Origin of the sequence: Neoroseomonas eburnea (assembly GCF_018129005.1) — a bacterium.
In the GTDB taxonomy this organism is placed as follows: Bacteria; Pseudomonadota; Alphaproteobacteria; order Acetobacterales; family Acetobacteraceae; genus Neoroseomonas; species Neoroseomonas eburnea.
Map to the genome: position 1 here is coordinate 57,476 of NZ_JAAEDL010000006.1, position 12,797 is coordinate 70,272.

General features: G+C 70.1%; 10 protein-coding genes. 7 read left to right on the plus strand and 3 right to left on the minus strand.

The features are described from left to right. Genes GXW74_RS07830 through GXW74_RS07845 form a run of 5 tightly spaced genes read left to right on the plus strand, consistent with a single transcriptional unit; the run spans window position 1 to window position 5,461 of the window. Window positions 1–1,023, plus strand: coding sequence for an ABC transporter ATP-binding protein (locus tag GXW74_RS07830; RefSeq protein WP_338148176.1), 1,023 nt, complete (start codon window positions 1–3; stop codon window positions 1,021–1,023). Continuing rightward, entirely contained in the window at window positions 1,016–1,987 is a 972-nt protein-coding gene (locus GXW74_RS07835; RefSeq protein ID WP_211845929.1) for an ABC transporter ATP-binding protein, read from the plus strand. The genes GXW74_RS07830 and GXW74_RS07835 overlap by 8 nt, the downstream gene beginning before the upstream one ends. Next, a complete protein-coding gene (locus GXW74_RS27915) occupies window positions 1,984–2,937 on the plus strand; it encodes an ABC transporter permease (RefSeq protein WP_246523052.1) in 954 nt (317 codons plus the stop codon). Before GXW74_RS07835 ends, GXW74_RS27915 begins: the two co-directional genes overlap by 4 nt. Next, the gene (locus tag GXW74_RS27920) at window positions 2,934–3,809 is read left to right on the plus strand and encodes an ABC transporter permease (protein ID WP_338148177.1); all 876 of its coding nucleotides are present in this window, start codon (window positions 2,934–2,936) and stop codon (window positions 3,807–3,809) included. Before GXW74_RS27915 ends, GXW74_RS27920 begins: the two co-directional genes overlap by 4 nt. Window positions 3,810–3,835: 26 nt before the next feature. Next, window positions 3,836–5,461, plus strand: coding sequence for a peptide ABC transporter substrate-binding protein (locus tag GXW74_RS07845; RefSeq protein ID WP_211845930.1), 1,626 nt, complete (start codon window positions 3,836–3,838; stop codon window positions 5,459–5,461). 68 nt (window positions 5,462–5,529) lie between these two features. Here the strand turns inward: GXW74_RS07845 and GXW74_RS07850 are convergent, their stop codons facing one another. From GXW74_RS07850 to GXW74_RS07860, 3 genes are read right to left on the minus strand one after another with little or no spacing between them, the layout of a single operon-like run. After that, on the minus strand, window positions 5,530–6,657 hold the full coding sequence (locus GXW74_RS07850; RefSeq protein WP_338148178.1) for an NAD(P)/FAD-dependent oxidoreductase: 1,128 nt from the start codon (window positions 6,655–6,657) through the stop codon (window positions 5,530–5,532). Further along, a complete protein-coding gene (locus GXW74_RS07855; protein WP_211845931.1) occupies window positions 6,654–8,009 on the minus strand; it encodes a (2Fe-2S)-binding protein in 1,356 nt (451 codons plus the stop codon). Before GXW74_RS07855 ends, GXW74_RS07850 begins: the two co-directional genes overlap by 4 nt. Window positions 8,010–8,061: 52 nt before the next feature. Beyond that, the gene (locus tag GXW74_RS07860; RefSeq protein ID WP_246523078.1) at window positions 8,062–8,886 is read right to left on the minus strand and encodes an IclR family transcriptional regulator; all 825 of its coding nucleotides are present in this window, start codon (window positions 8,884–8,886) and stop codon (window positions 8,062–8,064) included. Window positions 8,887–9,044: 158 nt separating this feature from the next. Between GXW74_RS07860 and GXW74_RS07865 the strand changes: the two genes are divergently transcribed. Both GXW74_RS07865 and GXW74_RS07870 read left to right on the plus strand, forming a co-directional pair. Beyond that, a complete protein-coding gene (locus tag GXW74_RS07865; RefSeq protein ID WP_211845932.1) occupies window positions 9,045–11,114 on the plus strand; it encodes a hydantoinase/oxoprolinase family protein in 2,070 nt (689 codons plus the stop codon). Then, on the plus strand, window positions 11,111–12,760 hold the full coding sequence (locus tag GXW74_RS07870; RefSeq protein WP_211845933.1) for a hydantoinase B/oxoprolinase family protein: 1,650 nt from the start codon (window positions 11,111–11,113) through the stop codon (window positions 12,758–12,760). Before GXW74_RS07865 ends, GXW74_RS07870 begins: the two co-directional genes overlap by 4 nt. Window positions 12,761–12,797 lie beyond the last annotated feature (37 nt).

The window sequence follows — 12,797 nt, forward strand, 5'->3', positions numbered from 1 at the left end:
GTGACAGCGGCGGCGACCCTCCCGCGCGATGCGAGAGCGGCCGCCGCCGAAGGCCCCCTGCTGGCCGTTCGCGACCTGACGGTCCACATCCCGGTACCGCCGCACGTGCTGCGCGCGGTGGACGGCGTCTCCTTCGAACTGAACCGCGGCGAGACGCTCGGCCTGGTGGGCGAAAGCGGCAGCGGCAAGACCCTGACAGCCCTGACGCTGATGCGGCTGCTCGAACCGCCCTTGGCGGAGATGCCGCGCGGGGAGGTGGTGCTCGAAGGCACGGACCTGATGCGGCTCTCGGAAATCGAGATGTCGGCGCTCCGTGGACGTACCGTCTCCATGGTGTTCCAGGAACCGATGACCTCGCTGAACCCGGTGATGACGGTGGGGCGGCAGATCGCGGAACCGATGGTGCGGCATCTCGGCCTGTCGACGCGCATGGCGACGATGCGGGCGGAGGAGATGCTGCGCCTGGTCGGCATCCCGGATCCGGCGCGCGTGGCGCGGGCCTATCCGCATTTGCTCTCGGGCGGGATGCGGCAGCGCGCGATGATCGCCATCGCACTCGCCTGCCGGCCTGCCCTGCTGGTGGCGGATGAGCCGACCACCGCGCTCGACGTCACGGTGCAGGCGCAGATCCTCGACCTGCTGGCCGCGATGCAGCGGGAGATCGGCAGCGCCATCCTGCTCATCACCCACGACCTCGCGGTGATCGCCGAGACCGCGCACCGCGTCGCGGTGATGTATGCCGGGCGGATCGTGGAGGAGGCGCCGGTCGCTTCGCTCTTCGCCGCGCCGCGGCATCCCTACACGCGTGGCCTGCTGGCGAGCATCCCGCGCATCGAGCGCAGGCCGGAACCGACGCTGCCCGAGATCCCGGGCATGGTGCCGGGGCCGGCGGAACGGCCCGCGGGCTGCGCCTTCGCGCCGCGCTGCGGCCGCGCCCAGCCGCGCTGCGCGGCGAAGGCGCCTGCGCTCCTGCCGCTCGCGCCCGGCCACCGCGCGGCCTGCTGGAACCCCGAAGATGGCTGAACCGCTGCTCGAGGTCGCGGGATTGCAGGTCCACTTCCCGATCCGCTCGGCGCTGCTGCGGCGGCGCATCGGCACGGTGCGCGCGGTCGATGGCGTGAACCTCTCGGTCGCGCGCGGCGAGACCCTTGCGCTGGTGGGCGAGAGCGGCTGCGGCAAGACCACCACCGGCAAGGCGATCCTGCGCCTGATCGAGCCCTCCGGCGGCAGCATCCGCTTCGGCGGCGAGGACATCGCGCGCCATAGCCAGGCGCAGCTCGCGCCGTTCCGCCGGCGCATGCAGATCGTCTTCCAGGACCCCTATGCGAGCCTCAATCCGCGCATGACGGTGGGCGGCATCCTCGCCGCGCCCTTCGAGATCCATCGCATCGGCGATGCCAGGGACCGCGCCGATCGCGTCGCCGCGCTGCTGCGCACCGTCGGCCTGCCGCCCGAGGCAGCGCGGCGCTACCCGCATGAATTCAGCGGCGGGCAGCGGCAACGCATCGGCATCGCGCGCGCGCTGGCGCTGGAACCGGAACTCGTGATCGGCGACGAGCCGGTCAGCGCGCTCGACGTCTCCATCCAGGCGCAGATCATCAACCTGATGAAACGGCTGCAGGCGGAGCTCGGTCTCGCCTATGTCATGATCTCGCATAACCTCGCGGTGGTCAGCCATGTCGCCGACCGGGTGGCGGTGATGTATCTCGGCCGGGTGGTGGAGACCGCACCGCGCGAGACGCTGTTCTTCGACGCGCGTCACCCCTACACCCAGGCATTGCTCTCGGCCGTGCCGGAACCCGTGCCCGGCCGCCGCCGTGCCCGCCAGGTGCCGCAGGGCGATGTGCCGAGCCCGGCGAGCCCGCCTTCCGGCTGCCATTTCCACCCGCGCTGCCCGCACGCCATGCCGCGCTGCGCGCAGGAAGCGCCGGCGTCGCGCATCGTCGCTTCCGGCCATGCGGTCGCCTGCCATCTGGAGGCGCCATGATCGGCTTCGTCGCGCGCCGGCTGCTGCAGGCCATTCCGCTGCTGATCGGCGTCTCGCTGATCGGCTTCGGGCTGATGCACCTGGCCCCGGGCGGGCCGCTCGCGGTCTACACGCTGAACCCGACGATCCAGGCGCAGGACATCGAGCGCATCAGGATCATCTTCGGCCTCGACCAGCCGATCCATGTGCAATACGTGAAATGGGCGACCGGCATCTTCTCGGGCAATTGGGGCTACACCTTCTTCGGCGGGCGGCCGGTGCTGGACGTCATCCTGGAACGGCTGCCGGCGACCCTGCTGCTGATGGGCAGCGCGCTGTCCGTCGCCATCCTGCTCGGCCTGTCGATCGGCGTGCTCGGCGCGGTGAAGCGCTATTCGGTCTTCGACGTGCTGGCGACCACGGGGGCGCTCTTCGCGCTGTCCTTCCCGACCTTCTGGTTCGGGCTGATGGCGATCTTCGTCTTCGCCATCGAGCTGCGCTGGCTGCCCTCCGGCGGCATGTGGGAGCTGGGGGAGGAGGGCAACATTCTCTCCCTGCTGCAGCACCTGGTCCTGCCGACGCTGGTGCTGGCGCTGGTCATCACCGCGACCTGGAGCCGCTATTCGCGCTCCGCCTTCCTCGAGGTGATGCACCAGGACTACATGCGCACCGCGCGCGCCAAGGGCGTGCCGCCGCGGGCGCGCCTGCTGCGCCACGCCTTCCCCAATGCCGCCAAGCCGCTGATCGCGCTGCTCGGCGTCGAGGTGCCCTTCCTCTTCTCCGGCGCCCTGGTGACCGAGACGATCTTCGGCTGGCCGGGCATGGGGCGGCTCTTCGTCGATGCTCTGGGCATGAAGGAATACCCCGTGCTGATGGGCATGATGATGTTCACCGCGATCTTCGTCATCCTCGGCAACCTGCTGGCCGACATCGCCATCGCGGCGATCGACCCGCGCGTGAGGCTGCGGTGAGCGCCACTGCCGCCGCGCCGGAGAGCCAGGCCGGGCGTGTCTGGGCGCGCTTCCGCCGGCACCGGCTGGCGCTGGCCGGCGGGATGGTGGTGGCATTGCTGCTGGCCTCGGCACTGTTCGCGCCCGTGCTGGCGCCGCAGGACCCGACGCTGCTCGACACCGCGCTGCGCTTTCGGGCGCCCTTCGCGGACTGGCACTTCCCGCTCGGGACGGACGAGCTTGGGCGCGACACGCTCTCCCGCCTGCTGCATGGCGGGCGCGTGTCGTTGACGGTCGGACTGGTGGCGATGGTCACCACGGTGATGACCGGGGCGCTGATCGGCATCGCTGCGGGCTATCTCGGCGGCATTGCCGACACGGTGCTGATGCGCTTCGTCGACACCATGCTCTGCTTCCCGCAGGTGTTCCTTCTGCTGGTCGTCGCGGCCTTCGTGCCGCCGACGCTGGTGTCCATCTCTCTCGTCATCGGGCTGACGTCCTGGATGGAGGTCAGCCGGATCGTGCGGGCCGAGATCCTGCATCTGAAGGAACAGGATTTCGTCGCCGCCGCACGGGCCCTCGGCGCTTCCCGCGCGCGCATCATGTTCCGGGAGCTGCTGCCCAACGCGGCCGCGCCGATCCTGGTGGCGGCGACGCTGAAGGTGGCCTCGGCGGTGCTGATGGAGAGCTACATCTCCTATCTCGGCTACGGCGTGCAGCCGCCGCTCGCCTCCTGGGGCAACATGCTCACCAACGCCCAGGGATATTTCGATACGGTGCCCTGGCTCGCCATCCTTCCCGGAGCGGCGATCACGCTGACGGTGATGGGTTTCAACTTCCTGGGCGACGGGCTGCGCGACGCGCTCGACCCGCGCCTGCGCATGGATCCGTGACAACCAACAAGAAGGAGGCTCGCGACATGACCATCAGGATCTCCCGCCGCGGCGTGCTGGCAGGTTCGGCCGGCACAGCCATGCTGCTCGCCGCCCCGACCGTCCGGGGCCAGTCCATCAACCGCGACCGCATCATCCTGGCGATGACGCAGGAGCCGGTGCAGTTCAACCCGCTGCTCTACGTCAACGCCGGGACGGAGAACGTGCCGGAAGCCTGCCTGTTCGATGCCTTGTGGGACGTGGACGACAAGGGCAATTTCATCCCGAACCTCGCCGCGCAGGTGCCGTCGCGCCAGAACGGCGGCATCTCTGCCGACGGCCTGACCTGGACCGTGAACCTGAAGCGCGGCGTGAAGTGGAGCGACGGCCAGCCCTTCACCGCGAAGGACGTCGAGTTCACCTACCAGACCATCATGAGCCCGAACGTGGCGGTGCGCAGCCGTTCGGGCTTCGACCTGATCAAGGCCTTCCGCGTGAAGGACGACCACACGGTCGAGATGGAACTCTCGCGCCCCTTCGTGCCCTTCCTCTGGGCGTGGCAGAACATGCACATCGTGCCGCACCATATCCTCTCGCGGGAGCAGAACATCCAGACCGCGGCCTTCAACAGCCAGCCGATCGGCACCGGACCGTTCCTGCTGCGCAGCCGCACCGCCGGCAGCCACATGGTCTATGAGCGCAACCCGAACTACCACCGCGGCCCGGCCAAGGTGCGACAGTTCATCCACAAGTTCGTGCCCGACCAGATGGCCGCCTACGGCCAGGCGCGGACGGGGGAGGTGGACTACCTCGCGCTCGGCGGCGTGCCGAATGACCGGTGGGCGGAGGCGCGGGCCTTCCCTGACCGTGACTTCCTGCTCTATCCGACGCCGAATGTGCAGTTCATCTACTACAATTGCGGCAAGCCCCAATTCGCCGATCCGCGCGTCCGCCGCGCGCTGACCATGGCGACGCAGATGCAGAAGTCGATCGACGACATCTATTTCGGCACCTGGCCGCGCACGCTGTCCTACCTCCAGCCGACGCACTGGGCCTACAACGGCGACCTGCGCGACTATACCAACGATGCCGCCGGCGCGGAGCGCCTGCTCGACGAGGCCGGCTGGCGCAGGGGGGCGGACGGCATCCGCGCCAAGGACGGCGTGCAGCTGAAATTCACCATGTCCACCACTGCCGGCAATGTTGCGCGACAGGGCTGCCAGGCGCTGTTCCAGCAGAATTGGAAGGCGATCGGCGTTGAGATGGAAATCCGCAACATGCCGGCCTCGGTTGTGTGGGGCGAGTACACGACACAGTCCCGCTTCGACACGCTGCTGGTCGCCTGGGATCCCACTGTGGGCCTTGATCCCGACTACACGGCGCGCTGCCATTCGAGGATGATCCCGGTGAAGCACCGGCAGGGCAGCAACTACGTGCAGTACGAGAACGCGGAGGTGGATCGCCTGCTCGAACTCGGCGTGACCCAGACCGAGCAGGCGGACCGCATCCGGACCTACCGACAGATCCAGGCCATCCTGCATGAGGAGGTACCCTTCGCCGCGCAGGGCGGTTCGGTGCAGGGGCATCTCAAGCGCAAGCAACTCCAGGGGCCGACGCCGAACCAGTACGTCACGGACATCACCTGGAACGTCTACGACTGGGCCTGGGCGTAGTCGGCCATCGAAAGGCGGCGCGTCCGGCATTGGCGCATCGAGCGCCGGCGCCGGAGGACGCCGGAGGTTCACACCGGCAGGGCGTCCCAGCCCTGCCGGCTGCGCCAGTCGAGCGGCAGATTGCCGAAGCGCGAGAGCTTCAGTTGCGACAGATCGGCGAAGTCGCAGCGCCCCTGCAGCACGAGTTGCGCCAGCGCCCGCCCCGTCGCCGGCGACAGGCCGAAGCCGACCGAGGACATACTCGCCACCACGACATTGCCCGGATCCTCGAGCCGATCGAGGATCGGCCGCCCGTCCGGCGTGTTCTCCACGATCCCACCCCAGGAGCGGATCACGCGCACATGGCCGAGGCGCGGGAACAACTCGTTCAGTCGCCGCGCCAGGCTCGCCACCACGGGGGAGTTCACCGGCCGCGGCGTCGCCTCGCCATCGAGGTCGATCCATTCATGCGGCCCGCCGCCATAGGCGAGGTTGCCGCGCAGCGTCTGCCGCCCATACAGCCCGTTGCCGTCCACGCCGCCGATGGCGACCGGCGGCAGCGGCTCGGTGACGATCATCTCCACCCGCGCCGGCGCCATCGGCACGCGATGCCCGAGCGGCGCCGCCAGCGCGGCGGTGTGCGGCCCGGCGGCGATCACCAACGCATCGCAGCCGATCTGACCGGCGCTCGTCTCCACCGCTACGGCGCGGCCGCCCTGCACGCGGATGCCGCGCGCCGCGGTGTGCTGCAGGATGCGCCCGCCGTGGCGTTCCACCGCCCAGGCATAGGCCTGACTGGTGCGCTGCGGATTGGCATGGCCGCCATATTTCCAATGGATGCCACCGACCGCATTGTCGCCGACCCAGGGCACCAGTTCGCGCAACTCGGCCCGGTCGAGCGTCGCGGCCTCGAAGCCCTGATCCGTCGCCAGCCTCGTCGACTTCCACAGACGATCGAGCTGCCCCTCGTCCAGCGCCACCTTCAGCCGGTGCGGCCGCCATTCCGTCGGATGGCCGAGCAAATCGTCCATCATCGGCCAGAGGCGCTGCTCCTCCCGGAACAGGGGCGAATAGGGATGGGTGCAGCCGCCGCCGTTGCGGCCGCTCGCCTCCCAGCCGACGATGCCCTTCTCGACCACCGTCACCGGATGGCCGTCGCGCGCAAGCCAGAAGGCGGTGGAGAGACCGGTGACGCCGCCGCCGACGATGACGATCACTTCACCACGTCCTCCGGGCTGAGGCGGCCGCCGATGTATTCGGCATCCGCGGGGGCCGGTTCCCAATGCGGCAGCCACTGTGCTGCGATGCCGAACCAACCTGTCCAGTTGGCGCGCAGCGCCGGGTCCTCCTCCAGCGCCGCGAGGACCGAGAGCGGCAGCGGCCGCACCGGGGCGCGATGCGAGGCGAGGGGCGCCGGGCCATCGTGCGAGAGCAGGGCATGCACGGCTTCCCTGCAGCGCCGCCCCTGGCACGGCCCCATGCCGGCGCGCGTCAGCCGCTTCACCTGGTCCTGATTGAGCGGCCCCAGCGCGGCCAGTCCCGCCTGCGGCCCCGGGGCGTCGAGGTAGCGCGGCGGTCGGAGCGCCCGCAGGTCGCCGGCGCCGACCTCCTCGCAGGCGCAGACCAGCGTCTCGGCTTCCTCCAGGGCCAGATCGAGCCACGCCGCCCGCGCCATCGGCGCCGTGCCCGTGGCGTCGCCCAGGATCGTCACGCCCGGCAGGCTGGCGCGACCGTCTTCGCCGAGTGCCGGCGCGAAACCGCCCCGCGCCGCATCCCAGGCGATCGCGCAGCCCAGCACATCGGGCAGATCGACCATCGGCACCGTGTCCACCGCCATTACGACAGTGTCGCAGACGGTCTCGCGCCAGGCGGCGCCATCCTGCCAGGCAATGCCGGCCACCTCCTCGCGTCCGAGGATGCGCAGGCGTGCCGGTGTCGTGCGATGCAGCGCCACATCGAGCCCCGCGGCGCGCGCCGCCGCGACCACGCCATCGGCCAATGCGCCGCCCCCGAGCACGGCAAGCCGTTGCCCGGAGAATGCGCCATAGAGACGCAGCGCCGCGTCGAAGCCGCGTGCGCCCACCACGCCCGGCAACGTCCAGCCGGGGAAGGGCAGCACGACATCGCGCGCACCGGTCGCGATCGTCAGCCGATCGAAGCCGACGAGCCAGGCCGCCTCGCGATCGGCGAGGCCAAGGAGCGGCCGCGCCATCGCGCGGCTCGTCACACCCTTCACGAAGCCGCCCCAGGCGGCGACGCCGAGCGCGACCTCGACGCCTTCCTCCATCGCCGCCAGAAGGTCCGGGCGGGCGGCGACGATGCGCTCCTCCATGCGCGCCGCATTGCGCGTCGCGGCATCGAGCCGCGCCCCGAACAGGTAGGGAATGTCGAGGCCGAAGAGCCCGGGATCGAGCGGATGTTCGTCCACCAGCAGGGTTGCCATGCCCGCGGCGGCAGCGGCGCGGGCCGCGGCGATGCCGGCCGCGCCGGCGCCGACCACGACCTGGCCGAAGGACCCGCGCAGCGGGAAGGTCTTCCCGGCGATGGAGGTCGGATCGGGGTTCGTCATGCGGCGAGCATAAGCGCCCGCTGCGCCTGTCGTCATCGGCTGGTGTGAGGCTTCAGGCGAGGCCGGCGCCCGCCATCGCCGCCCCGGCGCGGCGCAATGTCGGGTCGAAGGGATTGACGTTGGCCCCGATCGCATTCGCTTCGCGCATCAGCATCCCGGCGATCACGGCGCGGCGTTCGGGCGTCAGCCGGTCCGTCGTCGTGCCGATGCTGAGGGCTGCGACGGGGCGCCCCTCGCGGTCGAGGATCGGTGCGCCGAGCCCCGCCATGCCGGGGATGAGGCCGGTCGCGCCGCCGCAGAAGCCATCCCGTCGCACCTGCGCGAGCTCCGCGCGCAGCGAGGCTTCGTCGGGACCGCCGAAATCCCGCATGCGCGGCAGGTTGTGCCGGATGATCTCGTCCTGCTCGGCGGGCGGGAGGAAGGCGAGAATGGCGACCGAGCCCTGCCCGATGCCGAGCGGCACCCGCCCGCCGATGTCGCCGGTGAAGGAGCGGATCGGCAGCGGCCCCGCGCTGCGCTCGATGCAGACGGCGTCGTAGCCGTTGTGGACGAGGAGGAAGAGCGTTTCGCCCAGCGCCGCGGTGAGCCGCAGGAGGGTCGGTCGCGCGATGTCGCGCAGGCCGCGCACGTCGCCGGCGCGGGCCGCCAGCATGAACAACGCCAGGCCGAGCGTGTAGCGCTTGCTGCGTGCATCAAAGTCGGCGGCACCCTCGGCGACGAGCGCGCGCAGCAGCCGGTGCACCGTCGGGCGCGGCAGTTGGACGCGTGCGGCGATTTCCGTGAGCCGAGCGCCGCTGGGACCAGCTTGCCCGAGAAGCCGCAGCAGGCTGAAGGTCCGGCTGATGCCGCCGGAGGCGCCTTCGCGCTCCATTTCCATCCGATCCACCGAACCTCCCTCCATCGATCATTGAATTCTCGATGATCGAGAAAATCGACCGATTCATGTCGGCAGATGAAATTAGCGCTTGCCGGTCTTCCGAATGCAACCGGATAGTCACACCCCACGAGGCGTTCTCCGCGAAGGGATCGAGCAGCATGGCCCGTTGGCGTGTCGGCGTGGACTCCGGTGGAACCTTCACCGACGTCTGCCTGTTCGACGAGGAGGAAGGCCGGGTGGAAGTGTGGAAGGTCTCTTCCACGCCGGACGATCCTTCCCGCGGCATCGCGCAGGGCGTCGAGGAAGGCATGCGCCGCGTGGCGCCGGACGCCGCGCAGCCTGGAGCGCCGGTTGCGTATTTCGGCCATGGCACCACGGTGGCGACCAACGCGCTGATCCAGCATCGCGGCGTGAGGACGGGTCTCGTCACCACGGACGGCTTCCGCGACCTGCTCGAGATCGGCCGGCAGAAGCGCCCCGACCTCTATGACATGCAGGCGGACAAGCCGCCGACGCTGGTCTCCCGTGATCTGCGCCAGGAAGTGCCGGAACGCGTGCGCCATGACGGCCGCATCGACCTGCCGCTGGATGAGGCGCGCATGCGCGCCGCGGCGAAGGCGCTGAAGGAGGCGGGGGTGAAGGCGATCGCCGTCTCCTTCCTCTACGGCTTCATCCGCTCCGAGCACGAGAAGCGGGCCGTCGAGATCCTGCGCGAGGAGATGCCCGACGTCTTCATCAGCGCCGGCCACGAGATCGCGCCGGAATTCCGCGAGTTCGAGCGGCTCTCGACCGTGGTGCTGAACGCCTATCTCGGCCCGGTGATGCGCAACTACATCGAGCGGCTGACGCCGCGGCTGCGCGACCTCGGCATGACCGCGACGCCGCACCTGACGCAGTCGAACGGCGGCGTCATCGGCTTCGGCACGGCGGCCGAGATGCCGGTGCGCGCGGTGCTGTCCGGGCCATCGACCGGCGTCGTCGGCGCCCAGGCGATCGGCGCCGTGGCGGGCTTCGAGGACCTGATCACCTTCGACATGGGCGGCACCTCCACCGATGTGGCGCTGCTCAATGGCGGGTATTGCAAGCTGACCTCGGAGGCCATGGTGCATGGCTATCCGATCAAGGCGCCGATGCTCGACATCCACACGGTCGGCGCCGGCGGCGGGTCGATCGCATACATCGACGGCGGCGGGCTGCTGAAGGTCGGTCCGCGGAGCTGCGGCGCCGATCCCGGACCGGTCTGCTACGACCGCGGCAATGCGGAGCCGGCGACGACCGATGCGAACGTCGTGCTGCAGACCTTGAACCCGGAATACCTGCTGGGCGGCCGCATGAAGGTCCGGCAGGACCTGGCGAAGCACGCCATCGGGCGTCTCGCGCAGCAGCTCGGCCTCGGCGTGATGGAGACGGCGCAGGGCATCATCTCCGTCGTCACCGCGAACATGGCCCGCGCCATCCGCGTGATTTCGGTGCAGCGCGGCCATGACCCGCGCGACTACACGCTGATGGCCTTCGGAGGCGCCGGCCCGCTGCATGCGGCGCGGCTGGCGCGCGAGCTCGACATGAGGCGCGTGCTGGTGCCGCCCTATCCCGGCATCCTCTGCGCCATGGGGCTGCTGCTGACCGATCTGCGCGCCGATTTCGCGGCGACCAAGCTGCTGCCGGCGACGGCCGACTCGGTCGGCGAGGTCGCGGCAGCCTTCGACGGCCTGGCGTCGCGTGCCGCCGAATGGTTCGCGCAGGAGCATATTGCGGCGGCCGACCGCCACCTGACCCGCACCGCCGACATGCGCTACGCGGGACAGAACTACGAACTCGCGGTGCCGCTGCCCGACGGGCCGGTGACGGCCGCGACCATCTCGGCGCTCGCGGAGGGCTTCGCCGACGCCCACAGGCAGCGCTACGGCTTCGTCGCGGAGGGCGAGCCTGTGCAGCTCGTCACGCTGCGCCTGGAGGCCACCGGCCGCGTCCGCAAGGCGGAGCTGAAATCCTACCCGGATGCCGGCCCCGACGCCTCCGGCGCCGTCATCGGCGAACGCGAGGTGTGGTTTCCCGAGGCGGGCGCCTTCGTCCGCACGCCGATCTACGGCCGCGACAAGCTTGCTCCGGGCAACGCCTTCACAGGGCCCGCCATCGTCGAGCAGATGGACACCACCACGGTCGTGCTGCCGGGCATGCATGCCCGGGTGGATTCGTACCTCAACCTGATCCTCGAGGTGGCGGCATGAACGACGCGCCCGCGACGCACGCGCCCGTGCTCGACCCGATCACCGTCGAGGTGATCGGCGCGGCTCTCTCCTCCATCGTCGAGGAAACCGGCGAGGCGCTGATCCGCGCCTCCTACTCGACCAACATCAAGGAACGGCGGGACTGTTCCACCGCGCTGTTCGACACGGCGGGAAACACGCTCTGCCAGGCCGAGCACATCCCGATCCACCTCGGCAGCTTCATCGGCATCGTGCCGCATATCCTGAAGCTGCACCGCGTCGAGGACATGAGGCCGGGCGACGTCTTCGTCGGCAACGACGCCTATGAAGGCGGCGGCACGCACCTGCCCGACATCGTGCTGGCCGAGCCGATCTTCGTCGACGGTCGGATCGCCGCCTGGACGGTGAATCTCGCGCACCATTCGGACTTCGCCGATCGCGGCCACGCGCATATCTACCAGGAGGGCCTGCGCATCCCGCCCGTGCGCCTCTATCGCGCCGGCGAGCTGCAGAAGGACGTGCTCGACCTGATCCTGCTGAACTGCCAGGTGCCCCGCGAGCGTCTTTCCGACCTGCGCGCGCAGATGGCGGCCAACCGCGTCGGCGTGCAGCGCTTCCAGGCGCTGTGCGCGAAGTACGGCACGGCGGTGGTGATGGCCGCCGGCGCCGCGCTGCTCGATTATGCCGAACGCAAGATGCGCGCAGGCATCGCCGCCATCCCGGACGGCAGCTGGACCTTCGAGGACGTGTTCGAGAGCACCGAGGTCACGCAGCAACTTCCGCTGAAGGTGCGGGTCACGGTGCAGGGCGACACCATGTCGCTGCATTTCGACGCGCCGGACCAGCTGCGGGCCGGGCTGAACATGACCTGGACCGCGCTTGCGGCCACTGCCTACTACGTCGTGAAGTCGGTGGTGGATCCGACCATCCTGCCGAACGCCGGGCTGGCGCGGCCGTTGACGGTCACGGCACGGGAGGGCTCGGTGCTGAACTGCGTGCATCCGGCCGCCGTGAACGGTCGCGTGCAGACCTGCCAGCGCGTCTCCGACCTGATCATCGGTGCCCTCGCGCAGGCGGTGCCGGATCGCGTGACGGCCTGCTCCAATTCGGTCTGCACCGTCGCGACCTTCATCGGGCAGCGGCCGGAGGACGGCGCGATCTGGGTCTATCTCGAGACGATGGGCGGCGGCGGCGGCGCGCGCGCGACGAAGGACGGGCTGGACGGCGTGCATGTGCATGTCACCAACACCTCCAACCTGCCGGTCGAGGCGCTCGAGACCGAGTACCCGCTGACCCTTCTGCGATACGAGCTGGTGGAGGAATCCGGCGGCGTCGGCACGTATCGCGGCGGGATGGGGCTGCGCCGCGTCTATCGGGCGGACCAGGACTGCCGGGTGCGCGTCGATGTCTCCCGACTGTCCTCCCGTTCCTGGGGGCTGCTTGGCGGCGGCGCCGGGGGCCACGGCGCGGTCGAATGCGGGCCCGGCGTGGTGTTCGACAAGGACAATGCCGTGCTGAAGGCGGGCCAGTGGTTCGCCGTGGTCAGCCCCGGCGCCGGCGGCTACGGCCCGCCGGAGAAGCGCGACCGCGCCGCCGTGGCGCGCGACCTGGCCGAAGGCGTCATCGGCGAGGGCACCGCGCGCGAAGTCTACGGCTATACTGCCTGAAACAGGGTCACGTCTGGGCAACGAGAAGGAGAAGTTC